Annotated in this window: 19 protein-coding genes; 6 read left to right on the forward strand and 13 right to left on the reverse strand. The window is 68.5% G+C overall.

Annotated elements, in window-relative coordinates:
• Positions 1-14: 14 nt before the first annotated feature.
• The 4 genes from QM841_RS43150 to QM841_RS03200 form a co-directional block, all read right to left on the reverse strand.
• Positions 15-4,340, reverse strand: coding sequence for an alpha-(1->3)-arabinofuranosyltransferase domain-containing protein (locus QM841_RS43150; RefSeq protein WP_349307381.1), 4,326 nt, complete (start codon positions 4,338-4,340; stop codon positions 15-17).
• Between the two features lie 46 nt (positions 4,341-4,386).
• Complete coding sequence (locus QM841_RS03190) at positions 4,387-4,560, reverse strand: DUF2613 domain-containing protein (RefSeq protein ID WP_005258546.1); 174 nt, start codon at positions 4,558-4,560, stop codon at positions 4,387-4,389.
• Between the two features lie 127 nt (positions 4,561-4,687).
• A complete protein-coding gene (locus QM841_RS03195) occupies positions 4,688-5,779 on the reverse strand; it encodes an isochorismate synthase (RefSeq protein WP_283330884.1) in 1,092 nt (363 codons plus the stop codon).
• A gap of 29 nt (positions 5,780-5,808) precedes the next feature.
• Complete coding sequence (locus tag QM841_RS03200) at positions 5,809-6,276, reverse strand: universal stress protein (RefSeq protein WP_005243718.1); 468 nt, start codon at positions 6,274-6,276, stop codon at positions 5,809-5,811.
• Positions 6,277-6,394: 118 nt separating this feature from the next.
• Here QM841_RS03200 and QM841_RS03205 point away from each other — a divergent pair, with 118 nt between their 5' ends.
• Together QM841_RS03205 and QM841_RS03210 are read left to right on the forward strand one after the other, a co-directional pair.
• Positions 6,395-7,570 carry a glycoside hydrolase family 3 N-terminal domain-containing protein gene (locus QM841_RS03205; protein ID WP_283330885.1) on the forward strand — a complete coding sequence of 392 codons (1,176 nt, stop codon included), beginning with the start codon at positions 6,395-6,397 and terminating at the stop codon, positions 7,568-7,570.
• A gap of 102 nt (positions 7,571-7,672) precedes the next feature.
• The gene (locus QM841_RS03210) at positions 7,673-8,272 is read left to right on the forward strand and encodes a TetR/AcrR family transcriptional regulator (RefSeq protein WP_280780642.1); all 600 of its coding nucleotides are present in this window, start codon (positions 7,673-7,675) and stop codon (positions 8,270-8,272) included.
• 48 nt (positions 8,273-8,320) lie between these two features.
• Here QM841_RS03210 and QM841_RS03215 read toward each other — a convergent pair whose 3' ends face one another.
• Entirely contained in the window at positions 8,321-9,184 is an 864-nt protein-coding gene (locus QM841_RS03215; protein ID WP_283330886.1) for a MaoC/PaaZ C-terminal domain-containing protein, read from the reverse strand.
• The gene (locus tag QM841_RS03220; RefSeq protein WP_283330887.1) at positions 9,184-10,530 is read right to left on the reverse strand and encodes a 3-oxoacyl-ACP reductase; all 1,347 of its coding nucleotides are present in this window, start codon (positions 10,528-10,530) and stop codon (positions 9,184-9,186) included. Before QM841_RS03220 ends, QM841_RS03215 begins: the two co-directional genes overlap by 1 nt.
• Positions 10,531-10,660: 130 nt before the next feature.
• Between QM841_RS03220 and QM841_RS03225 the strand changes: the two genes are divergently transcribed.
• Both QM841_RS03225 and QM841_RS03230 read left to right on the forward strand, forming a co-directional pair.
• A complete protein-coding gene (locus QM841_RS03225) occupies positions 10,661-11,995 on the forward strand; it encodes an acetyl-CoA C-acetyltransferase (RefSeq protein ID WP_005575008.1) in 1,335 nt (444 codons plus the stop codon).
• A 330-nt stretch (positions 11,996-12,325) separates the two neighbouring features.
• A complete protein-coding gene (locus QM841_RS03230) occupies positions 12,326-14,623 on the forward strand; it encodes a VanW family protein (protein WP_283330888.1) in 2,298 nt (765 codons plus the stop codon).
• A 72-nt stretch (positions 14,624-14,695) separates the two neighbouring features.
• On the opposite strand, the gene QM841_RS03235 is transcribed toward QM841_RS03230, so the two are convergent.
• The 4 genes from QM841_RS03235 to QM841_RS03250 form a co-directional block, all read right to left on the reverse strand.
• Positions 14,696-15,679, reverse strand: a complete 984-nt coding sequence (locus QM841_RS03235) for a hypothetical protein (RefSeq protein ID WP_283330889.1) — start codon at positions 15,677-15,679, stop codon at positions 14,696-14,698.
• 229 nt (positions 15,680-15,908) lie between these two features.
• Entirely contained in the window at positions 15,909-17,744 is a 1,836-nt protein-coding gene (locus tag QM841_RS03240; protein WP_005243698.1) for an acyl-CoA dehydrogenase, read from the reverse strand.
• Between the two features lie 82 nt (positions 17,745-17,826).
• Positions 17,827-18,450: a class I SAM-dependent methyltransferase gene (locus QM841_RS03245; RefSeq protein WP_280780649.1), complete on the reverse strand. Its 624-nt coding sequence runs from the start codon at positions 18,448-18,450 to the stop codon at positions 17,827-17,829.
• Positions 18,451-18,471: 21 nt separating this feature from the next.
• Positions 18,472-19,587 (reverse strand): glycoside hydrolase family 183 protein, encoded by a 1,116-nt coding sequence (locus QM841_RS03250; protein ID WP_283330890.1) that lies wholly within the window; start codon positions 19,585-19,587, stop codon positions 18,472-18,474.
• Between the two features lie 285 nt (positions 19,588-19,872).
• Between QM841_RS03250 and QM841_RS03255 the strand changes: the two genes are divergently transcribed.
• Positions 19,873-20,892 (forward strand): beta-ketoacyl-ACP synthase III, encoded by a 1,020-nt coding sequence (locus tag QM841_RS03255; protein ID WP_105417277.1) that lies wholly within the window; start codon positions 19,873-19,875, stop codon positions 20,890-20,892.
• Between the two features lie 34 nt (positions 20,893-20,926).
• Complete coding sequence (locus QM841_RS03260) at positions 20,927-21,550, forward strand: DUF3060 domain-containing protein (protein WP_283330891.1); 624 nt, start codon at positions 20,927-20,929, stop codon at positions 21,548-21,550.
• Here QM841_RS03260 and QM841_RS03265 read toward each other — a convergent pair whose 3' ends face one another.
• From QM841_RS03265 to QM841_RS03275, 3 genes are all read right to left on the reverse strand, one after another.
• A complete protein-coding gene (locus tag QM841_RS03265) occupies positions 21,551-22,312 on the reverse strand; it encodes an HNH endonuclease family protein (protein ID WP_283330892.1) in 762 nt (253 codons plus the stop codon).
• Positions 22,313-22,386: 74 nt separating this feature from the next.
• Positions 22,387-23,547, reverse strand: a complete 1,161-nt coding sequence (locus QM841_RS03270) for an alkaline phosphatase family protein (RefSeq protein WP_283330893.1) — start codon at positions 23,545-23,547, stop codon at positions 22,387-22,389.
• A gap of 72 nt (positions 23,548-23,619) precedes the next feature.
• The gene (locus QM841_RS03275) at positions 23,620-24,978 is read right to left on the reverse strand and encodes a cytochrome P450 (protein ID WP_283330894.1); all 1,359 of its coding nucleotides are present in this window, start codon (positions 24,976-24,978) and stop codon (positions 23,620-23,622) included.
• Positions 24,979-25,055: the final 77 nt, after the last annotated feature.

Raw genomic sequence — 25,055 nt, forward strand, 5'->3', positions numbered from 1 at the left:
GTCGCGTCGGCCAGTTACGCGTTGGTGGAGGAACCTGCTCGCCGCGCCGTCAAGCGCTGGGAGGCGCGCGCCAGGAGCACGGACCGTCCGAGCGGCAGCACCGCCAGCCCGGTGGCGACGAGCGCCAGCAGCAGCGGGAACTGAACGAGGAACGAGTGCCCCACGTACCCGCCGGGTGCGCGCCACGGGCCGGTGGAGAGCATCGCCATGCCGAGCATCGTCGACGCTCCGGCGACCCCCACCAGCACGCGCGCGGTGGTGGCGGTTCCGCGTAGGCGGACGAGGGTGACGGCCAGTAGCGTCACCACGACCGTCGTCGCCGCGCCGACGGGACCACCGATCACGGTGGCGGCAGCGAGGATTCCCAGCCACCCGACCGTCGCGCTGCCCCAGGTCCGCGGTGCCGGGCCGGGATCGCGCTCGCGTGCGCGGCGCGGCCACAGTGCGGCGGCGATCAGCGGAATCAGCAGGAGTAGACCGCCGAAGATCCCCAGGCGGTACCAGTGGTCGGTGGGGAAGTCGAGGGTCACCGTCCCCTCGGTTCCCGCGGGCAGGATCCACCCCTGCTGCCAGCCGTCCACGACGATCGGTGTCAGTTCGCTGCCGTCCGGTGCGGTGGCCACCCAGCCGACGTTGGTGCTCTCGGGGACGACGACGACGCGCTCGGCGTCCGAGCGGGGCACCGTGAGTTCCCGGTGGTTCTCCGTCCATGCGGTGGTCGACACCTGCTCGGTCGGAACGGCCTTGGCCTGCGGTCCGGCGTCGAGGCGGAGACTGTCGACGAAGAACGCCGACCCCGGGTCGACGGTCACGTCCTGGGATCCGGCTCCCAGCGGGACGGGGCCGGGGGTGTCACAGAGGGTTGCGGGAACCGGGTCACCGGAGAGCACTTGCCCGACGGTTGCCGTGACGCTCGTGCGCACCGGCTGCCCGCCGATCGTCACGACCGGCCCCTCCTCGCAGGGCACCGTCACCGGGCGGGCGCCGGCGTCGTCGGCCGGACCCGAACCGGGCAGCAGGACGCCGTCCTCGCCCAGCACCCCGACCTCGGCGAGGCCCGCCGGCTGCAGCTGGGCGAAACCCAGCGCGTTCTGATCGAGGGTGCTCTTCCAGGACACGAGGCTGAGCACTATCCGGTCGGTCACCCGGGGTTCGACCGTCACGGTCCCGTCGTCCTCGTCCTCGTCCTCGTCGACGTCGCGCACCTGCGGTCCGTTCCCGAGGTCGACGGCGACCCGGTCGGGGGCGGCGGGCACGGCGCCCGCGCTGGGCGTCAGTTGCAGGCCGGTGACCAGCGTGGGTTGGGGAAGGTCGATCGTGAGGGTCGGTTTCGCGCCCTTGCCGCTGGTGGTGTCCTGCTTCGCCGACCAGCTGGTACGCGGATCGTTGTCGGTGGCGGCGAACGCCGACCCACGAAGGTCGGTGATGTTGCTGGTCCCATGGGCGGACGGCGAATCCCGTTGAGTGAGAATCTCTTCCAGTGGTGCGCCATGCCGTGCCCGCAGCACGAGCTGCGGCGTGACCGCGGTGGGTTCGGGCACCGACAACGTTCTCTCGAACGTGCCGACCTCCTCGGGCGGCAGGACGAAGGCGTTACTGCACCGCACGCGGTCCGGGGACTCGGCGCACGAGTTGCGGCCGGGGAGTTCCTGGCTGAGATCCCAACCCGAGACGGACGCACCCTGAGGAGTGGAAGGCAACACGGTCCGGTACCGGATCGGCACGGTTACCGGGGCGTCACGCTGGGAGAAGTCCTCGACCGACACCTCGCTGATGCCGAACTGCGTTCCCGCGGAACCGTTCTCGGTTCGGGTCGCGGTGATCCGCACCCACGGGGTGACACCGCCGGGAACGGACACGGCGATCGGTTTGCCCGGGGCATCCACCTTCACGGCCGTGCTGCCGTTGGGGGTCGACACCTCCATCCAGCGGACGGGGGCGCCGATCGCCGCCGGGCTGGTCGTGATGTGCAGCAGAGAACTCGTGAGTGGGGTGTCGAAGTCGATCTGGAGCCACTGGCCCAGCGCCCGCTCGATGCCGTTGCTGAACCAGCCCGTCGCCGGGTCACCGTCGACGGTCGCGGCGGCGCTGCTGGCCGGGGAGGTGCCGCCGAGTTGCGTGGCGTCGGACGCCGCACTCGACACGCTCAGCGTCGCGCCCTCCCACTGCCCCTCCACCAGCGGGGTGTCCGCCACCGGATAGTCGGGGACGAGATTGAACGTGCGGCGGGCGTCGTCCGGGGTGCGCAGTGCCGAACTGTGATTGTCGACCTGGCCGTAATCGGTTTCCCGGTTCCGGGGCGTGTCCGTGACGGTGACGTCGTCGACCGGTAGTCCGGCGCGCGTCGCGTCCGCGGCCAGCAATACCGGTCCGGCTCCGGGCAGGGCGCCGTTCTCCCGCAGGCGTTGCAGCGATTCGGGCCCGCCCTGCACCCGGGGGATGCCGTCGAGGTTCGCGGTGTACGGCCCGCTCGTCGTCGGCGAACCGTCCGGCATCGACACCTCGAAGATCTCGATCGCCGGGTACCGGGGACGCAGGTCGCTGTCGATCACCAGGCCTTCGACATCGCCGGGACCGATGTCCTCGCCGAATTCCGCGACCTGCGTGAATCCGGGCGAGCCGGTAACGGCCTGGTGCGCGAGCAGTGGGCGCGTCGACCGCGACGTCTCGGGGTCGAGGTCGTTGCGGAGGACGAGGTAATGGATGCCCTGGCCGAGCAGGGTCTGCGCCATGCCATCCGACGGGCGGCCGTCCGTGATCAGCCGCTGGATCGAGTCCATGGCCCGGATGGTGCCGGGCGGGGTGAGCGGGACGGCGTCGCGGGACGCCCACGGCGTGGACGCCAGCGCCTGCATCGGCTCGTCGCGGGTGAGACCCCAGAGCTGGCTGCCGAACGGTGCGCCCGGCACCACAAGCGCACGCTCCGCGTCGGAACCGTCGGGGCTCGTGCCCCCGGCGTTGTCCTCCAGCCACGAGGCGGCCTGCTGCCAGTAGTCGGGGACCTCGGAATACGTGCCCCGCGGTGCGAGCTTGCCCGTCCACGCCAGCGACGTCGCCAGGGTGAGGGCGACCAGCACCAGGCTCGTCACCGCGACCATCGGTTCGCGCTCGGGGTGCGCGAACGCGCTGCGCCACCGCGCGACCGGCACGGACCCGGGCAGCGGCACCTTCGCCAGCAGGTGCGCCAGCCCGAGCACGAGGGGCAGTCGGACGAGCGGCTCGAGTTTGTGGACGTTCCGGAGGGGTGCCCCGGTGGAATCGAGGAACAGTCGCACCTGCTCGGCGAACGGGGAGCTTAGTTCGCCGATGTACCCGGCCGCGAGTCCGGCGACACCGACGAACAGGATCAGGGTGAGGCGACCGCGGGCCGGCATCGACCGCATGCACAGTCCGGCGAGACCGGCGGCGGCGATCAGCCCGGTCGCCGCGACCGCGGCGGGCTGGGTGACGAGGACCGCGCCTGCGATGCGCTCGGGGGAGACGAACGGCGTCCAGCTGTCGGTGCCGCGGAGGATCTCGGCGAGGGACGTCCACTGCGTGGTCACCCCGGACGACTCGATGTAGTCGAGGAACGGCGGGCTCACTTTGCCGAGCAGTAGCAGCGGCACGATCCACCACAGCGTGGCCAGTGCCAGGAATGGGAACCACCAGGCGGTGAACACCCACCACCGACGGTTCGGCCGGTGCGCGATCCACCACAGACCTGCGACGAGACACGCGGCGACGGTCGCGACGGCGTTCACCGCACCCATCAACGCGACGGCGAGCGCCGACTGGGCCGCCAGCCGTGCAGGTGAGTGCCACCGTGTGTCCCGGGACGCTTTGTCACTCACATGGGCGAGGGCGACGACCACGGGCAGAAGAACCCACGGCGCCAGCATCATCGGGAGGGTTTCCGACGAGATCGAACCGAGGGTGGTGAGGACACGGGGGGAGAACGCGAACGCGACACCGGCGATGACGCGGGACGAGCGGCTGCCGACGCCGAGCGCCTCGGCGAGACGGACGATGCCCCAGAATCCGGCGACGAGCAGCAGGGCCCACCAGATCCGCTGGGTGATCCACGGCGGGACGCTCAGGACGTCGCCGAGCGCGAAGAACGCGCCGTGCGGAAAGAAGTAGCCGTAGGCCTGGTTCTGCACCTGGCCCATGGGGGCCTGGCTGCTCCACTGATGCGCGGCCCGTTCCAGGAATCCGATCGGATTCTGGGACAGGTCGTACTTGGTGTCAGCGGCGAGCCGGCCGGGGGTTTGGAGAAACGCGAGAAGAAACGCTACGACAGAGGCGCCGAACAGCCACCGCCGTGACAGAGGCTCCGCCGAGGGCGCCATGGACGACATGGCCGCCGACTCGGGGGAAGTGCGGGAACTTGTTGAGCCGGCGCTCTCAGCGGCTGCCGTACTCAACCTGGTTCAGGAGCGAGGAATCCGCGTTGCCGCTGCGGTCGATCTCGGGACGCGTGTTGTCCTGTGCGGCTGCGGTGATGCCGAGCGTCGCCACGGTGCCGAGAGCGACACCGACCACGGCGCTGACCACACCGGGCACAAGGAACTTCCCCATCAGACATCTCCCACCGTCGTGCCATCGACGCACACGGCTACTCCCGCGTACGAATTGCTCGGGTCAAGGTATCACCCACGGGCCGCCGAACTGCTGATTGGTGCTCGTGGGCCACCGTTTCTGCAGTTCACAGGCTCTGCTGCACGCCGAGCGCCCGGAGCAGCGTGCGCAGTTTGGTGGTCGTCTCGTCGAGTTCGGACTCCGGGTCGGACTCGGCGACGATGCCCCCGCCCGCCGTCGCCAGTGCCTCGAGTCCGTCCGCGGCGATCTCGGCGCAGCGGATGGCCACCACCCAGTCGCCGTCGCCGTCGCCGTCGCACCACCCGACGGCGCCGCCGTAGAACCGCCGATCCTCCTCGGCGTCCCGGATGGTCGCGAGGGCGAGGTCGGTGGGGGTGCCGCACACCGCGGGGGTCGGGTGCAACCGGGTGGCCAGGCTCAAAGCGCTGGTCGACGCGTCGCGCAGCACGCCTTCGATGGGGGTCGCGAGATGCCACACCTCGTGCGTGCTCGTCAGAACCGGGGAGTCCGGGACGGTCAACTCGGTGCAAAGCGGCGCCAGGACCTCCCTGATCCAGGCAGTGACGAACGCGTGCTCGGCCAGGTTCTTCGTGGACTCCAGGAGGCCGCGACCTTCCTTCTCGTCGGCCTCCGGATCGGCGCGCCGCGGGGCTGTTCCGGCGAGGGGACGGCAGGTGACGCGTCGCCCGCGCCGACTGAGCAGCACCTCGGGGCTGGCGCCGACGAGGCTGCGTCCGCGGAAGCCCTCGCCGGCCGCGGAGAGGTCGACGGCGAACCCGTTCGCGGTGGGATTCTGGTGAATCATTCTCGCGGCCAACGCTTCTGCGGAGATAGGGGTGTCCGAACGGAGGGTCACGCTGCGTGCGGCCACCACCTTGCCGAGGATGCCCTCGCGCAGGCGGTCGACGAGGGACCGCACCCGAGCCACGTGCTCGGCGGGGTCGGGGATTTGTCGCGTGAGGCGTACGGGCGGGAGGTCGGGAACGGTGCCGGGCCGCCACGGACCGTCCGTGAACTCCCACGATTCCGGGGCGGTCAGCGCGGCAGGACGCTGGGGATCGAACGGCAGCGCTCCGACGATCAACTCGGTGTCACCGTTCGCGAGGGCCGCGACAGCGGCTGCCGCGGTGTCGTACCCGTGCCGCGCACCGGACGTACGCAACGTCCGGTCGGCGCGGGAGAGAAGGAAGCCGTCCATGGTCACCCGACAGTAGTCGGGCGTCCGGACTACTTCCCGGGAGGCACGATCAGCACCGGGCGGTGACTGTGGCGCAACACGTGGTCGGCGACGCTGCTCTGCAGCAACGACCGCAGGCCGGTGGTGCCCCGGGTGCCGGTGACGATGATGTCGACCGCGAGTTCGTCGGACGTCTCGACGATGGCCGTCCAGATCGTGCTGGTGCACTCGATGCAGCGACCCTCGGTGGCGAGTCCCGCGGCCTCGGCGAGTTGGACACCCTCTTCGTTGGTGACCTTGGCGTCGGAGAACGCGACGTCCTCGGTCTCCTCGTCGGGCACCCACTCGGGTTGCATCACACCGGACAGACCTGACATGCGGGCGGCCTGACGGACCATCGGCTCCCACACCGTCACCAGCACAGCGCGATTGGAGGCGAGGAAACGACCTGCGCACTCCACCGCACGCTTGGCGTTGTCGGATCCGTCGTAGGCGATCAACATCAAACCACCGGGCACTACGACCTCCTGAGTACGGGCTTCCTCTGTGTCCAGATTACCAAGACGGGCGGCAGCGGTCGTCGATTCGGCGCCTGCCGCGGGGGTGCCGACGGCGAACTGGGCTACCGTCGAACCCATGCGGATCAAGTATGCACTCGCGCTCGCTGCCTGTACCGGCCTCGTCGCCGGATGTTCGTCGGGTGGTGGCGGGACGGTCGCGGAGTCGTCGTCGGCGACACCGTCGCCGTCCTCCGTCGAGCCGGCGTCGCACACCGGCACCGCAGCGCCCGCCGCCGCGCCGGCGTCGTGCGAGACGGAGTTCCTGCAGTCTTTGCCGTTGCGGCGCAAGCTCGCTCAGCTGCTGAACGTCGGAGTGACCGGCACGGCGGATGCGGCTCAGGTGGTCCGTGACGAGCAGATCGGCGGCATCTTCGTCGGAAGCTGGACCGACGAGTCCATGCTCGCGAACCGTGAGATTCCCCAGGTGGCGTCGGCGTCGTCGCTGCCCCTGATGGTGACGATCGACGAGGAGGGTGGGCGCGTGTCGCGCGTCGAGAACCTGCTCGGTGCCGATCCGTCCGCCCGGCAGACCGCAGCCACGATGACGGAGGAACAGACGTACCAGATGGCGCTAGAGCGCGGTCGCGGACTGAAGGACCTCGGTGTCACCGTGAACTTCGCCCCCGACGTGGACGTGAGCAGCCAGCCGGACGACAGCGTGATCGGCGACCGCTCCTACTCCGACGATCCCGCCGTGGTCACCCGCTACGCCGACGCGTATGCGCGCGGAATGCGGGACGCGGGAATCCTGCCCGTCATCAAGCACTTCCCCGGACACGGATCGGCGTCCGGCGACTCACACACCGGGGCCGTCACCACCCCGCCGCTCGAGCAGTTGCAGACGAAGGACCTCGTCCCGTTCCGGAACCTGGTGTCCACGGGTGTCGGCGTCATGCTCGGCCACCTCGAGGTGCCGGGTCTGACCGCACCCGGGATTCCCGCCAGCATCAGTCCCGACGCCGTGGCGCTGCTGCGCGGTGGCACCGGATACGGGGCGCCGCCGTTCACCGGGCCGATCTTCACCGACGACCTCAGCGGCATGCAGGCGATCACCGACCGCTACGACATCACCGTCGCCGTCGAGACCGCGCTGGAATCCGGTGTCGATGTCGCCCTGTGGCTCACCACCGACGACGTCCCGCGGGTGCTCGATCACCTCGAAAGCGTTGTGGCCTCGGGCAAGCTGCCGCAGCAGCGTGTCGACGAGGCGGTCCTGACCGTCGCGCGCGCCAAGGGCGTCATCGCCTGCTAGTGCGGAGTCCGCGACCGGGTGCTGGTATTCTTCTCGTCCGCCGGTCGGGCCCACTTTATTACCGTAGAGTAAGATAGCGGGTTCGACGATGATGGAGGACGAATGGCCGGCGGCACCAAGCGACTGCCGCGCGCAGTGCGCGAGCAGCAGATGCTCGACGCTGCTGTCGACGTCTTCTCCGACAGAGGTTTTCACGAAACGTCCATGGACGCGATCGCGGCCAAGGCGGAAATCTCGAAGCCGATGCTGTACCTCTACTACGGTTCCAAGGACGAACTGTTCGCGGCGTGCATCCAACGCGAGGGCCTGCGCTTCGTCGAGGCGCTCGCTCCGGCGGGCGATCCGGGGCTGAGTCCGCGCGAACAGCTGCGCCGGGCCCTCGAAGGGTTTCTCGGATTCGTGGGCAAGCACCGCAAGTCGTGGATGGTGCTGTATCGCCAGGCGATGGGGCAGCAGGCGTTCGTGGGGTCGGTGCAGTCGAGCCGCGACCGGCTGATCGAGCTGACCGCGCACCTGCTCGAGTCCAGCACCAAGGATCCCCAGCCTGGACAGGATTTCGAACTGATCGCCATCGCCCTCGTCGGTGCGGGTGAGGCCGTGGCCGACCGCGTCGCCGGCGGCGAGATCGAGGTCGACGCCGCCGCCGATCTGCTGGAATCCCTGGCGTGGCGCGGCCTCGCGGGCAAGAAGAAGCCGGAGTGAACGGGACGTTCGTTCGGTCAGATCGAACGAACGTCCCGTTCGTCCCCGTCAGCGCAGTGTCGCGGTGAGGTGCGGGTACCCCTTCTTCGGGTGCTTGATCGACAGATCCCAGCCGTCGCCGGTCTGATCGGCGTACACGTTCAGCGTCGACGGCAGCAGGATCGGCTTGCCGAAGCGCACGCTGTACGTGACGGCGTCCGGGATCCGGCCCTCCACCGACCCGAGGACGGCGGCAGCACTCCACATGCCGTGCGCGATGCTCTTCGGGAATCCGAAAGCCTTGGCGCCCAACGTCGACACGTGAATCGGGTTCCGGTCACCGGACACCGCGGCGTACTTGCCGATCGTCTTCTGATCGACCCGCAGCGTCCGCAGCGGACGCGGCGGCTCCTCCTCGGCCTTCGGTTCGGGGCCGGGCTGACCGGACAGCGACGTCTTCTGCTGACGCAGGAAGGTCGACGTCTGCTTCCACACCAGTTCGCGTCCGACCCGGATCTCGCTGATCACGTCGATCAGGAGTCCCTTGCGGTGCTCACGCAGATTCTCCGCGTGCACCGACACGTCCAGGGGCTCGATCACCGAGATGGGACGGAACTGCTCGATGACGTTCTCCGCGTGCACCGAACCGATGGCGGGGAAGGGGAAACCGTCGGACACCATCAGCTTCATCACGACCGGGAACACCAGCGTGAACGGGTACGTCAGCGGCAGGTGGTCGCCGAATCGCAACCCCGTCACCCGGTCGTACGCCGCCAGGTTGTCGGGGTCGACGCGCACCCCGTTCAAGACCAGCGTCGTGTCCGGGGCACTGTGCCCGCTCGCGCCGATGACCGGCAGCGCGCTGCGCACGGCCCGGGTGTAGATGTCGAGCGTGCCCGGCTTCTCCGTGAGTTGCACGACCTTGCCGGACATCACGCCCCCAGCAGGCTCTGGCCGCAGACACGGACGATCTGTCCGGTGACGGCGTTGGACGCGGGGCTCGCGAAGTAGGCCACGGTCTCGGCGACGTCGACGGTCTCGCCGCCCTGCAGCAGGGAGCTCATCCGACGTCCGGCCTCGCGGGTGGCGAAGGGGATCGCCGCGGTCATCGCCGTCTCGATGAAGCCCGGTGCGACGGCGTTGATCGTGATCTTCTTCGTCGCGAGTACCGGCGCCGAGGCCTGCACGAGTCCGATGACACCGGCCTTGGAGGTGCCGTAGTTGGTCTGGCCCCGGTTGCCCGCGATACCGGCGATGGAGGAGACGTCGATGACGCGGCCGCCTTCCTTCAGTGCACCCTTGGCGACGAGGACATCGGTGATGCGCTGCGGTGCAAGGAGGTTGACACCGATCACCATGTTCCAGCGGCCCTCGTCCATGTTGGCGAGGGTCTTGTCGCGGGTGATGCCGGCGTTGTGGACGATGATGTCCGCGCCGCCGTGCCGTTCGAGGACGAACTCGGCGAGCTTGTCTGCCGCGTCGTCCGCGGTCACGTCCAGGGCGAGGGACGTGCCACCGACCTTGTTGGCGGTTTCCGACAGCGCCTCACCGGCGGCCGGAATGTCGGCGCAGATGACGTGCGCGCCGTCGCGGGAGAGGACCTCGGCGATGGTCGCGCCGATGCCGCGGGCCGCACCGGTGACGATGGCGACCTTCCCGTCGAGCGGCTTGTCCCAGTCGGCGGGTGCGACGGAATCCTCGGCGCCGACCCGGATGACCTGGCCGCTGACGAACGCGGACTTGGCCGACAGCAGGAACCGCAGCGTGGATTCGAGACCCGACAGTCCCGCGGATGCCTTCGGCGAGACGTAGACGAGCTGCGCCGTGGCGCCGCGCTTGACCTCCTTGCCGACGCTGCGGGTGAAGCCCTCGAGCGCGCGCTGGGCGACGTGCTCGTCGACGCCGGACGTCTCCTCGGGGGTGGTCCCGATGACGACGACGCGCGCGGACGGCGCGAGGTTGCGGACGACCGGCTGGAAGAACTCGAACAACTGCTCGAGTTCGGTGACCGAACCGATGCCTGTGGCGTCGAACACCAATGCGCCGTACGTGTCGTCACCCGATCCCGCGGCGGGATAGTCGGACAGCAGTTCGCGCAACGGCTCGACGAGACGGCCCTTGCCGCCGATGAGGACCGGGCCGGCGAGCGGCGGTTCGCCGTGCTTGTATCGCCGCAGGTTCTCGGGTCGCGGCAGTCCTGCTTTCGCGGCGATGAATGCGCCGGGTGCGGATGAGAGGAACTGGGAATAGAGGTCGGGAGCTCCCTTGCTGGCTGCCACGGTCCTACCTTCTGTCGTCGTTTGGCGGTCAGTCACCGAGCACCGAGTGAAGTGCGGTGTCGACAAGTAACTTACTCCTGAGTAAGAATAGTAGCCAACAGGTAATCGCACCAGATCCTTGGAGACGTCAGTGACCAGCAAAGCTCGCACCAACTCGAACTCCGCAGCGGCGCCGAAGCCAGGCGGAAAGCAGCAGCGTCCCGTCGCGATCGTCGGCGGAAACCGCATTCCGTTCGCCCGCTCCGACCGGAAGTACGCGCAGGCGTCCAACCAGGACATGTTCACCGCCACCCTCGACGGCCTCGTGAGCCGCTTCAACCTCCAGGGCGAGAAGCTGGGCCTCGTCGCGGGCGGCGCCGTGCTCAAGCACAGCCGCGACTTCAACCTGATGCGCGAATGCGTCCTCGGCAGCGCCCTCAGCCCGTACACCCCGGCCTTCGACCTGCAGCAGGCCTGCGGCACCGGACTGCAGTCGATCGTCGCCGTCGGTGACGCGATCGCGGCCGGCCGCATCGATGCGGGTGTCGGCGGCGGCGTCGACACCACGTCGGACGCGCCGATCGGCGTCAACGACGAACTCCGCGAGTTCCTGCTGTCGCTGAACCGCGCGAAGAGCACCGGCGACCGCATCAAGCTCCTCGGCAACGTCCGCCCGTCCATGCTCGGCATCGAGATCCCCCGCAACGGCGAGCCCCGCACCGGGCTGTCCATGGGCGAGCACGCCGCCATCACGGCCAAGGAATTCGGCGTCCGCCGCGAGGACCAGGACGCACTCGCCGCCGCCAGCCACCAGAACATGGCCGCCGCCTACGACCGCGGATTCTTCGACGACCTGGTGACGCCGTTCCTCGGACTCACCCGCGACGACAACCTGCGGCCCGACTCCAGCGCCGAGAAGCTGGCCAAGCTGAAGCCGGTCTTCGGGGTGAAGGCGGGCGACGCCACGATGACGGCGGGTAACTCCACCCCGCTCACCGACGGCGCGTCCGCAGTCCTGCTGTCCACGGACGAATGGGCCGCCGAGCGCAAGCTTCCGGTGCTCGCGCATCTCGTCGACTCCGAGACCGCGGCCGTCGACTACATCCACGGCAAGGACGGGCTCCTGATGGCGCCGACGTACGCCATCCCGCGCCTGCTGGCCCGCAACGGCCTCACCCTGCAGGATTTCGACTACTACGAGATCCACGAGGCGTTCGCGTCCGTCGTGCTGGCGACGCTGCAGGCGTTCGAATCGGACGAGTACTGCAAGGAACGCCTGGGCCTCGACGGCGCACTGGGGTCCATCGACCGCAGCAAGCTCAACGTCAACGGGTCCTCGCTGGCGGCGGGGCACCCGTTCGCCGCGACCGGCGGCCGCATCGTCGCCTCGCTCGCCAAGATGCTGGCGGAGAAGGGCTCGGGCCGCGGCCTGATCTCGATTTGCGCCGCCGGCGGCCAGGGTGTGACGGCAATCATAGAGGCGTGATCCGACTGGCCTTTCCGGTAGCTGGGAGACCGGAAAGGCCAGCGTGCGCGCAGTGCGAGCGGGGATCCGGCAACGAGGGGTGGCCGGATCCCCGAAATCTTTTCCGACAGGTGTAACGCTGGAGATTAGCTGGCGATATCCCTGTCAGCCCCGTGTTGCTGCCTGACCCCCGACCTGGCAGCAGCGCGGGGCTCTTGCATTTCCGGCGGCCGGTACGCTGACGTGGGGGTCTCGACCGGGCCTCGCTCGGATCGGATCGCGCTTGAAATGCAACGAGCACCGACGGCAAGCTGAGGCCCGCACGAAGGACAACTCGGTGAGAGGGCCACGGTGAACGACGAAGACGGCGACAAGGGGAGCAAGGCACCCGAACGGTCGACGCCGGACCCTTCCGCGACGCCCGAGAGTGTCGAACCCGAGAATGTGGCCGACCCGGCCGCCGAGGTCCCCGCTCCCGACGATGCCCCGGAACCCGAAAACGCTCCGGCTCCCGAGGACGCTCCGGCCGTCGACGATGCCCCGGCTCTCGAGGATCAGGCGGAACAGCCGAGTGCCGACGACGCCCCGACGGCGCAGCTGAACCTCGGTGACCTCGGGGAACGCTCCGAGGAGCAGGCTCCCGACGCGCCGTTGTGGGTGGAGCCCCCGGCCAACGAGGACGTCACGCAGGTGATCCCCGCGATTCCGCCGGGACCTGTCCCCGGGCCCACGGCGGCGTACACCACACCGGCGGACGAGCCGACCGTGGTGGCTCCGGCTGCCGCGGCGCAGGTCCCGCCGCAGCCGGCACCGGAAACTTCCGCGCCCGCCGAGCCGTCCGCGGAACCGACCAAACCTGCCCGTGCTCCCTGGGTGAAGATCGCAGCGGTCACCGGTGGTGTGATCGCCCTGATCGGCATCGCGTACGCCGCGGACCTCGCGGTGTCCTCCGGGAACGTCCCGCGCGGGGTGACGGTGGCAGGCGTCGACGTGGGCGGTTCGTCCCGCGAGGAGGCCGAGGCCATTCTGCAGGCGCAGGTCGGCCCGCGCGCCGATCAGCCGCTGACGGTGACTGCCGGCGACGTGTCGACGCAACTCGTTCCGTCGGCCGCCGGGCTCGGTGTCGACTGGGAGGCCACCCTCGACCGGGCCGATTCGCAGCCGCTCAACCCGTTCACGAGGCTCACGTCGTTCTTCACCACCGACGAGATCGGTGTGGTGTCGACCCGTGACGAGGCCGCGCTGGCCTCCGCCGTCGACGGCCTCCGCAGTGAGACCGATCGCGCGTCCCGTGAGGGGACCGTCGTGTTCGAGGGCCCGACCCCGGTTCCGGTGGACCCGTCGACCGGGCAGAACCTGAACGGCGAGGGCGCCGAGGCGGCGTTGACCGAGGAATGGGCGTTCGGCCGGACCGTGGACCTGCCTGTCGACGTCGTGCCCGTGACGGTGACGAAGGAAGGCGTCCAGCGGGCGCTCGCCGAGGTGGCGGTGCCCGCTGCCTCCGCCGATCTGGTGGTGACCGGTCGTGACGGCAAGGTCGCGACCGCGGCGCGTCAGCAGATCGGTGCCATCGTCGGCTTCGAACCGGACGGCAACGGTGGGCTGAAGCCCACCTACAACATCGAGGCTGCGATCGGCATCCTGGCGCCGCAGCTCGTCTCGACGGAGATCGCACCGAAGGACGCGACGATCACGCTCGACGGCGGATCGCCCGCCGTCGCCCCCGCGGTCGTCGGCGACCTGGTGCAGTGGCCCAAGACGTTGGAGACGTTGCCCGAGTTGTTGCGCGGCAACGGTTCTCACGCCACTGCCGCGGTGTACGGACCTGTCCCGCCCGCCCTCACCACGGAGGCCGCGCAGGCGCTCGGCGTGAAGGAAGTGATCGGCGAGTTCACGACCGGCGGCTTCTCTGCCGCGTCGGGTACCAACATCCGGCTCGCCGCCAGTGAGATCAACGGGGCGCTCATCAAGCCGGGCGACACGTTCTCCCTCAACGGGTACACCGGCCCGCGCGGCACGGCCCAGGGCTATGTGGAGTCGGGCATCATCAACAACGGTCGCCCGGACACCGCGGTCGGCGGCGGTGTGAGCCAGGTGGCGACGACGCTCTACAACGCCGCGTATTTCGCCGGCATGGAGGACGTCGCGCACACCGAGCACTCGTACTACATCTCGCGTTACCCCGAGGCGCGTGAGGCCACCGTCTTCGAAGGCGCCATCGACCTGCAGTTCCGCAACACCGCCAAGACGGGTGTGATGATCCAGGCCATCGGCGGCGCCTCGGATCTGACCATCCGGTTCTGGGGAACCAAGACGGTCGACGTCGAGTCGATCACCGGTAACCGGACCAAGCCGACGGAGCCCGACACGGTCACCCTGCCCGCCGGCGATCACTGCATCGCCTCCAGTGGCGCACCGGGATTCACCGCCAGCGACACCCGGGTGATCTCCGATCACGCGACCGGTCAGGAAATCTCCCGGAACACCAGGACGGTCCGCTACGACCCCGTCCCGATCGTCAAGTGCGAGGAACCCGCCGCCGCACCCAAACCCGACGAGCGCACCCCCGCCGCCTCGCCGGCCCCCTCCGCCCCGGCGGAAAGCCCGAAGCCCACCACCCCGAAGCCGAATCCGAACGACGGCGAGTAGTCGCACCACTTCTCGGTTCGCGCACCGCTTTTCGGGCCCGAAAAGTAGAGCGCGAACCGAGAAAGGGTGCGACTACAGCGACCGCACCGTAAGCCGCTGGGCGGACGGGAGCGGTGCCTGCGTCACCCAGCCCCGTGGCGACCCGGCACGCGCGATCGCGCGGCGGACACGCTCCGCCACCAGCCGCGGTGACCCGAGGTCGTCCCAGATCCACCGCACCACCTGGAATCCGAGGTCGCGCAGCGCGTCCTCGCGTTGCTTCTCGGCGAAGACCGCGTCGCCGGGGGATTGCCCGGGTTTCAGCAGCCGTCCGTACTTGACGCGTCCGTCGAACTCCCCGAGCACGATGCCGTCGAAGTGGAAGTCGACGCGTCCGATTCGGCGCCCGCCGGGTTCGAACACCTCGCCTTGCTGGGACGGGGCGGGCAGCCCGGCACGCGACAACATGACCCGGCTTCGAGATTCACCGACGCTTTCGCTGTGCCCGCTCACGAAGCGGACGACCCTCCGCGCCGCATCGACACCGTGACGACGCGCAGCGCGGGCGAGTTCGGCGTCCAGGTCGTCTCGGCTGATGCCGAACCTCCGGACGGCCGCGTCACCCACCACGACGGCCTGCTCGAACGGCAGAGTTCTCGCGAGGTCGATGAGGGTCCGCACCGGGAGGGTCAGCGAATGCCCGTCCACCACTGCCACACGCTCTCCGATGGGCGCGCAGTGCACCGTGGTCCGCCGCTTGATCCGGCCACCTCCGCGTCGGTTTCTGGTGACGTGCACGCGGTCGAGGGGCGTCTTCCACAACGGCAGCCCGTACACGACGGCCGCGGATTGGTGGCTGAGCACTGCGTCGTCCGACACGGCGTGAATTGTCGAGTCGATGAGGAAGCGATGACGTTCCTCCTCGCCGAGCGCCGAGTACATCGACGCGGAGAGATATGCGCCGCGCCCGATGCGCTGCCATTCGCCGCGTGTGTACAGGCGTCGGATCTCGTCGTCGCTGTAGCCGCGGTCCAACGCCTCCTGGCGTCGCAGCATCGCCCCCGGGTCATGTTCCATGGGAACGATTCTCGCCGGAGCCGCCTGAAGAATCCGGTCCGAAGGACCCGGCTGTGGATGAACTGAGGCTTGTGGACAACTCCCGCACTCTCTCTCGGCTCGCGCACTACCTATGGGAGCCGAAAAGGGGTGCGTCGACCGGGAAAGAGTGCCGGAGTCCACATGGTCGGGACACGAAAAAGCCCGGCGGCCGGGGAGCTACCCCGGCCGCCGGGCCGTCTGAAGCCGATCAGAACGCTGCTTCGTCGAGCTCCATGATGTCGTTGTCGATGTTGGCGACGATGCTGCGGGTGGCGGTCAGTTCCGGCAGAACGTTCTTCGCGAAGAAGGACGCGATGGCGACCTTGCCCTCGTAGAACGCCTTGTCCTTGTCGGAGGCACCCTCGTCGAGGGCCTTGATCGCGATCTCGGACTGGCGGAGGAGCTGCCAGCCGATGAGCAGGTCGCCGACGGACATCAGGAAGCGGACGGAACCGAGGCCGACCTTGTACAGCTCGGACGGCTGCTCCTGCGCACCCATGAGGTACCCGGTGAGGGTGGCGGCCATGGTCTGGACGTCCTCGAGGGCGGTGGCGAGCAGGGCGCGCTCGGCCTTGAGGCGACCGTTGCCTGCCTCGCTGTCGATGAACTTCTTGACCTCGCCTGCGACGTGGGCGAGTGCCACACCGCGGTCGCGGGCGATCTTGCGGAAGAAGAAGTCCTGCGCCTGGATGGCGGTGGTGCCCTCGTACAGCGAGTCGATCTTGGCGTCGCGGATGTACTGCTCGATCGGGTAGTCCTGCAGGAAGCCGGAGCCACCGAAGGTCTGCAGGCTGTCCGTCAGGTACTGGTACGCCCGCTCGGAACCGACGCCCTTGACGATGGGGAGCAGCAGGTCGTTGACGCGGAACGCGAGGTCCTTGTCGGCGCCGGACACCAGCTTGGCGGTGGCCTCGTCCTGATGCGCCGCGGTGTACAGGTACACGGCGCGCAGGCCCTCCGCGTACGCCTTCTGCATGGCGAGGGCGCGACGGACGTCGGGGTGGTGCGTGATGGTGACGCGCGGCGCGGCCTTGTCCGTCATCTGCGTGAGGTCTGCGCCCTGGACGCGTTCCTTCGCGTAGTCGAGGGCGTTGAGGTAGCCGGTGGAGAGGGTGGCGATGGCCTTGGTGCCGACCATCATCCGGGCGTGCTCGATGACGTCGAACATCTGCGCGATGCCGTTGTGGACCTCGCCGACGAGCCAGCCCTGGGCGGGAATGCCGTGGCCGCCGAAGGTGACCTCACACGTGGCGGAGACCTTCAGGCCCATCTTGTGCTCGACGTTGGTGACGAAGACGCCGTTGCGCTCGCCCAATTCGTTGGTCTCGAAGTTGAAGTGCGTCTTCGGGACGAAGAACAGCGACAGTCCCTTGGTGCCGGGGCCTGCGCCCTCGGGGCGGGCCAGGACCAGGTGGAAGATGTTCTCGAACAGGTCGTCGGAGTCGGCGGAGGTGATGAACCGCTTGACGCCCTCGATGTGCCAGGAGCCGTCGTCCTGCTTGATGGCCTTGGTGCGGCCTGCGCCGACGTCGGAGCCGGCGTCGGGTTCGGTGAGGACCATGGTGGCGCCCCAGCCGCGTTCGACGCAGGTGGCGGCCCACTTCTTCTGCTCTTCGGTGCCGTTGTGGAACAGCACGTCCGCGAACGCGGGTCCGGCCTGGTACATGTGCGCGGCCGGCTGGGCGCCGAGGATCAGCTCACCGATGGCCCACACGACGGACCGGGGGACGGGTACGCCGCCGATCTCCTCGGAGAGTCCCATGCGGTACCACTCGGCGTCCCACAGTGCGCGGAACGACTTCTTGAACGATTCCGGCAGGGTGACGGTGTGGTTTTCGGGGTCGAAGACCGGAGGGTTGCGGTCGGCGTCGGCGAAGGACTCGCCCAGCGGTCCCTCGGCGAGGCGGGCAACTTCGCTGAGCATGTTGCGGACGGTGTCGGCGTCGAGATCGCCCCACACGCCTTCACTCAGCGGCTGCTCGAGACCGAGTACCTCGAAGAGGTTGAACTCCAGGTCGCGGACGTTGCTCTTGTAATGGCCCATGTCTTCTGTCTCTCCCAGTGAGATGGTGCGGTCTATCCGTTAGTACCGCCCAAGTTATTACTCGTCGGTAACATCAGCGATATTACGCCCGATTTACCTGACTGCCAAGACTCGGGCGGTGGGCGACGACGAGCGCGTCGATCGCCGTTCCGGCGTCCGTCTCGCGGAATCGTCGTTCGGCGACGTCGACGGAGAGTTGCCCGCCGAACGAGTTCACCAAATCGTCTGGTGTGTATAGGATTTCAGCGTCCTGGGGACCCCCGACTCCCTGCGACAAGTTAACGGCGTCATGCCCCAAAATCATGAGGATTCCATCAGGTTTCAGCGCAGATATGGCGCGGTTCACAACCTGCAGACGCTCCTCGGGGGCGAGATGGAGGTAGATCATGAGCACGAGGTCGTACTCGCCGCCGAGGTCCGTATCGGTGACGTCGGCGACGCGGTAGTCGAGCCTTTCGCGGACCGAGCGGGGTGCCTCGGCGGCCACCCGGCGGGCCTTGTCGACGGCCACGGCCGAGTAGTCGAGCCCCGTCACCTCCCAGCCGCGGGTGGCGAGCCAGTGCGCGTTGCGGCCCTCGCCGCATGCGAGGTCGAGTGCGCGGCCGCGGGGGAGCGAGGTGACCCGCTCGACCACGACGGCGTTGGGTGGCGCGCCCCACACCAAGTCGCTCTGTGAATACCGTTCGTCCCAGGCAGCTGCATCCATGCCCCGACGCTAGTACGCGGGCTACGGAGTGAGTGTGGTCCGCATGAGGAGCACGTTGTAGTTGTTGTGCACCGTCGTGAGGAAGTAGAGGTCGCGGCCCGACGACCACGGGTGGATGTAGGCGCCGTACGCCGTGGGCAGCTCCCGGGTGTCGACGAGCACCTCCGGTGGGCCCCACGGTCCGGTGACCGACGGGGAGCGGCGCATGACCACGGAGTTGTACTGGTCGGTGGTCAGCATGAGGTATTGGCCGAGGTACTCGTTGTACGCGACGGACAGTTCGCCGACTCCGCCCGGCATGATCGGCTTGGCGACGTCGGGGTTGCCCTTGATCCACTTGGCGCCGTCGAAGTATTCGTACGCGCCGAGGTCCATGATCTGGGGTTCCGGAACCCGCGCGATGTGGACGAGTCCGCCGCGGCCGGCGGGTGTTCCGTACTGGTAGACGAAGCCGTCGGCCTTGACGAAGGCGCTCATCTGGAAGTTGGCGTTGCCGCCGACGTTCGGGCGCTGCGTCTCGGGGGCGACGGTCCAGTTCTCGCCGTTGTCGTGTGAGTACACGAGACCGGAGTAGTTGGTGTCCCACGTTCCCGCCGGTCCCCAGTTCTTCACCGACATCATGCTCAGAACCTGGGTGTTGCCGACGGCGACGCCGGCGGTGGGGATGCGGCTGATTTCGACGAACGGGATCTTCGGGCTCGGGACGAGCTCCTTGGACTGGCCGAAGATGTCGCGGGGAGAGCTGTCGAAGTTCATCCCGTCGGCAAGGATGCCGTCCGTGCTGCGGAACAGTGTGCTGCTGCGCCAGGCCCACAGGCTGCCCGACAGCAGGTTGGGCAGTCCGAGCCCGGCGGAGTCGCCGAACGCCGTGAGGACCTGCCCCTGGCCGTTGTCCCACATGATGCCGAGGTCGGTGCCGAGGACGTTGGCATCCTGGGTGCGGTTCGGGCTGAGCATGCCGGTCTGCTGTGCGACCGCCTGGGTGCGTCCGGTGAGGTGTGGAATCCCGTTGGTGCCGTTGAGTCCGGGGATCGGATTGATGGCGTTGGGATTCGCGGCGGCTGGGCCGGCGAATGCGATCAACGTCACGGCCGCGCCGACGAGTGACGCTGCTGCAAGAGCTCTGGTTCGCTTCACGAAGGACACTCCATCTCTAGCAGCAGGCGGCACTGCGTGGCCCGAAGAGACCACTCCCCCTACCGGTGATCAACTGCTGGAAATCGCCAGAAGTCTAACAAGTCTGTTCTTACGAAAGTGTCGGTTTGACCGCAGTGTTCGTTTCATCGGCACCCCCACCGAACCGATATTACCGACGAGTAACAGGAACCGGTGCTACCCGCTGGGCGGTCGCCGACGTAACGTGTGCTGGCGACAAGTCCACACTGCGCGTAACCACGCGGGACCTGATGAGGAGATCGATCGATGGGAAAGCAGATTGCCACCGTGGCTGGAGGTCGGCAGTCCGCCCTTCTCGGGCTCGGCGTGTACCGGCCCGAACGGGTCGTCACCAACGACGAGATCTGTGAACTGATCGACTCGAACGACGAGTGGATCCAGTCGCGCTCGGGTATCCGCAACCGGCGGTTCGCGGCGGAGGACGAGAACGTCGTCACGATGTCCATCGAAGCCGGGCGTAAGGCGATCGAAGCGAGCGGGATCGATCCCGAGCAGATCGGCTGCGTCATCGTCGCGACGTCGACGTACCTCCTGCTGACCCCGCCCGCCGCGGCGGTGGTGGCCGACGCCCTGGGCACCAACGGGCCCGGAGCGTTCGATCTCGGCGGTGGCTGCGCGGGCTTCTGCACCGCGCTGACCGTGGCGTCGGATCTGGTTCGCGGAGGGTCCGTCGACTACGCCCTCGTCGTGGGCGTCGAGAAGATGAGCATCACCACCGACCCCACCGACCGCTCGACGCGATTCATCTTCGGTGACGGCGCCGGCGCCGTGGTCGTGGGCAAGAGCGACGTCGCCGGCATCGGTCCGGTGGAGTGGGGTTCGGACGGCGCCCAGGCCGACGCCATCGTGCAGGACCTGGATTGGTACGAATACATCACGACGCCGGGTGCCACGCGCCCGTACATCAAGATGGCCGGTACTGCGGTGTTCCGCTGGGCCGCCTTCGAGATGGGCAAGGTGGCCCTGCGGGCGATCGAGAAGGCCGGCATGTCGGTCGACGATCTCGACGCGTTCGTCCCGCACCAGGCCAACTCGCGGATCACCGAGGTGATCGCCCGCAGCATGAAGCTCCCCGAGAACGTGCCCGTGTCCGACGACATCGCCGAGAGCGGCAACACGTCGGCCGCGTCGGTGCCGCTCGCCATGGAGGAGATGCTGCAGTCCGGCGCAACCAAGCCCGGCGACACCGCCCTGCTGCTCGCCTTCGGAGCCGGGCTGTCCTACGCGGCCCAGGTCGTGACGATGCCGGTACTCGCGAAGAACTGATCCGGGCCCGTCGGGGTCAGGAAAGCAGGGGTCGATGAGTGTCACCCGGCAGTCGGTCGCCGTCGCGGTGCTGATGTCCGGCGCCGTGGCCCTCGCGGGCTGCGGCGGCGGGAGCACCGGCGGCGGCAGCACCTCGACGGTGTCCGGCTCTGCGGTGGAACTGAACTCGGGCGGTGACTGCGCGGGCCGCGACGTGATCGTCGACAGGGACGGTGCCGTGGTCGTCCTCGACGGCGAGTGCGGCACCGTCACCATCGAGGCCAACGGCGTCTCGGCGAACGTCGCGACGTCGAACGCGGTCGTCGTGAACGGTCAGGACACCAACGTCGTCGGCGGGCAGACCGGAACGCTCACCATCTCGGGACGCAGCAACAGTGCCACCATCGACGTCGTCGAGTCGATCGACGTGCAGGGCAACGCCGTCACCGTGCTCGGCAAGCAGGCGGGGCGGATCTCGGTCGGCGGCAGCGGGAACTCCGTGAGCGTGGACGACTCCGGTGCGATGACGGTGAGTGGCAACGACAACTTCGTGCGCGCCGTGTCCCTCGACTCCCTCGAACTCACCGGGTCCAACAACTCCGTCGACTGGGATTCCGGTGCGCCGGCCCCGTCGGTCGACACGGGCTCCGAGAACCGGCTCACCCCGCCCGGCGCGTGATCACCGGGCTCCGCAGCCGGTGAGCACCGCGGCCATCGCATCGCGCTCGGGCGGCGTCACCCAGAGCCGGTACGCCACTTTCACTTCCACCTGCCGCGCCACGTAGGTGCAGCGGTACGCCGCCAGCGGGGGCAGCCATGTCGACGCGTCGGCGTCGCTCTTGCGCTGATTGGTGGGTCCGTCCACCGCCTGCAGATTGCGGGGATCGTTCGCGAGGTCCGCCCGGGTCTGCGCGTCGAGGAGCTGAGCGCCCTTCTGCCACGCGTCCGAGAGTGCCACCACGTGATCGATTTGCACGGCGTCCGACGTCTTCGTGCCCCGGGTGAACGCAATGATGGTGCCCGTGTAGAGATCCCGCAACGTGCCCGACTGCACCACGCAGTTGCGGGTGCGGTCCCGTGACGTGATGTCGACGAGGTCGCGTCGCAGGATGTCGTTGCGGGTGTCGCAGCCGTTGCGTCCGAGTTCGACCGACACGTTGTCGGTCCAGCTGGCGCCGAACAGTTCCCGGTCGTAGCCCGTCTTGGGTGCCCGGCCCTTCACCTCGAGGGTGGACAGTTGCGTGAACGCCGTCTGTATCTGTTGTGCGTCAGTGACTTCCGAGGGTGCGACCGGTCCGGTTCCGGCGGCAAGGGTGTCGTCGGGGTCCGGAGTGAGCATCGTGACGAGCACGACGACGAACAGCCCGGCGAGGATCCAGGCCCACTTCGTGCGGATGGTCGTGATGATGGAGCCGGTATTCGGTACCGCAGAGCGGGGCATGAATCTCTCCTGAAATCAACGCTGTTCGTCATTTCTATCAGGAGTGGTCGCGCGGACCGGTGAGCGACCCGGGTTTACGTGGTGGCGCCGTGCAGCAGAGGAATCAGCAACTCGTCGTCGCTGAGTGCGCCGTGCTGCCCGGGCAGGGCGGACAGCCTCGACTCCGCCTTGCGGCGGACCACCGCGACCCCGCCCTGGGCGATGGCGACGACGTCCCCGATACGGCCCTGCACCTCGGACCGCACGGCCGGGCCGAACAGTCCCGCCGTGACGGCCTCGTCCCTCGTGCCGATCCACATTCGGTGTCCCAGTTCACTCCTCCACCGGTCGGCGACGTCGTGCCCGGCTCCGGCGCGGGTGTGGACGTGCCTGCACCGCGGTTCGCCGGCGAGCGCCACCACGTCGTCCGACAGGACGGGAGTGGCGTCGAAGTCGATCTTGTCCGCGTCGTCGACGATGACCATGCCGTGGTCGGCGGTGACGTACAGGTGGGTGTCGGGTTGTGCCGCCGCGAGTCCCGCGGCGAGCCTCTCGACGAGCCGGTCGACGAGGGCGACCTGGTGCAACCAGGATTCGGATCCCGGTCCGTAAATGTGACCGAGCGTGTCGATTTCGCTGAGGTAGCAGTAGGTGAGGGTCCGGTCGCCTGCCCGGGCCGCGGTGACGACGTGCGCGATCAGGTCACCGTATGCGTGTATTCCTGCGAACGTGCCGCCGCGGAGGACGGCGCGGGTGAGCCCGGACCCGTCGAACTTCGCGGGAACCACCGTCGTACACGTGATACCGGCTGCCGCGGCGCGTTCGAACACGGTCGGAGCGGGCTGGACGACCTCGGGCACCAGCCGGGTGAGTTCGTCGCCCTTGTGGCCCGCGCGCCACGACAACCAGTTGAGCGTGCCGCGAACCTCACGAACGTATGACTGGTAGCCGGTGATGCCGTGACTACCGGACGGCAACCCCGTGCCGAACGACGCGATGCTGGTGGCGGTCGTGGTGGGGAAGCCGGCCCGGATCGGCCGTCCCGTCAGGCTGTCGAGAAACGGGGCGTGGTCGCGGTGGCGACGCAGCGATGTCCAGCCGAGGCCGTCGATCAAGAACACCACGGTGTGCCTGCTGTCCGGCAGGTGCAGCCGGTTGGGTTCGCCGGCAACGCCGAGTGCGGCGAGGACGGACGGCATCAGGGCGGACAGCGTCGGCTGCGAATACACGTCGAGCGGGGGCGCCGTAACGGTCATGACTTCCACTATGGTGTATCGGCTCAGGCTGCACTTGGGATATCGGCTCAGCCCGCAATGTGGAGAGTCGGCTCAGCCGACACGGTGGTACAGGTCCACGGGCTGGCCGTCGGAGGGAAACGGCAGCGAGGTGTAGTTGAGCGGGGCGACGTAGCCGGGGCTCACCTGCCAGTCGAATCGCCGCAGCAGGTGGTGCATGACCGTCTTGATCTCGGCGCCCGCGAAGTGCATCCCCAGGCATTTGTGCACGCCGCCGCCGAACGGCTCCCACGCGAACCGGTGAACCTTGTCCTCGCGGCGTTCGGGTGCGAACCGTTCGGGGTCGAACCTCTCCGGATCGGGCCAGTACTCGGGCATGTGGTGGGTGAAGTGCACGACCACCGACATGTACGTGCCCCGGGGGATGTAGTGGCCGAGCACCTCGGTGTCCTCGACCGCGCGGCGGGCGACCACCGGGACCGGCGGAACGAGGCGCAGGCATTCCTTCATGACGAGGTCGAGGTCGGTCAGTTCGTCGAGTTGACCGTAGGTCGGGGTGGACGTGCCCAGTGCCGCCGACTGCCGTCTGCACCGCTCCTGCCAGTCGGGGTGCTGACCGAGGTACTGCATCATCGTCGACAGCGTGATGGTGGACGTGTCGTGCGCCGCCATCAGCAGGAAGATCATGTGGTTGACGACGTCGTCGTCGCTGAACCGTTGCCCCTCTTCGGATTCGATGTGGCACAGCGCGGAGAACAGGTCGTCGCCGGCGCCCGCTCGCCGCGCGGGCAGGTAGCGGCGGAAGAACTCCTCGAGTCGTGCGCGCCCGTCGATGCCGCGCTTCCACCGCGTTCCGGGCAGGGGATACCGCACCACCGACGTGGCGGCCTGCACGCTGTCGATGAACGCCTTGTTGATCTCGGCCATCTCCCGGGGCGTCGACCCCTCGGCGCCGCCCATGAAGATGCTCGTGGCGAGATCGAGCGTCAGCTCCTTCAGCGCGGGGTACGCGGCGAAGCCCGGGGTGGGCTGCCAGCCGTCGAGCCCCTTCTCGACGGCCGGATGGAGTGCCTCGGTATAGCGCGACAGCCGGTCGCGGGTGAAGGCCTGCTGCATGATTCGCCGGTGGGCGAGGTGTTCGTCGCCGTCGAGCAGCATCAGCCCGCGGTGGAAGAACGGCCCGATCAGCACGCTCCACCCGTCGCTGTTGACGAAGGCCCGGTCCTTGTTCTGCAGCACCGTCTGGCAGCCGTCCGGTCCGAGCACGGTGACCCACCGTTTGCCTGCCATGCTCAGCCACGACACGGGGCCGTAGCGATCCCAGCGACTCTGCAGCAGTCCCATCGGGTCGCGGAAGTAGTCCAGTGAGTGTCCGATGACGGGGAATCCGGCATTGCCCGAGATGGGTTGCAGGGTGCTTTGTGGTGGGGGAGCAGCGAGAACTTTGGGCATCGGCCCTCCTCGTGGCGTATGTGACAGGACTCTCTGTCAGATGTGTGTAGTGTGCGTCACACCTGTAGGTCTGTCAA

The organism is Rhodococcus sp. IEGM 1307 (assembly GCF_030056915.1).
In the GTDB taxonomy this organism is placed as follows: domain Bacteria; phylum Actinomycetota; class Actinomycetes; order Mycobacteriales; family Mycobacteriaceae; genus Rhodococcus_F; species Rhodococcus_F opacus_D.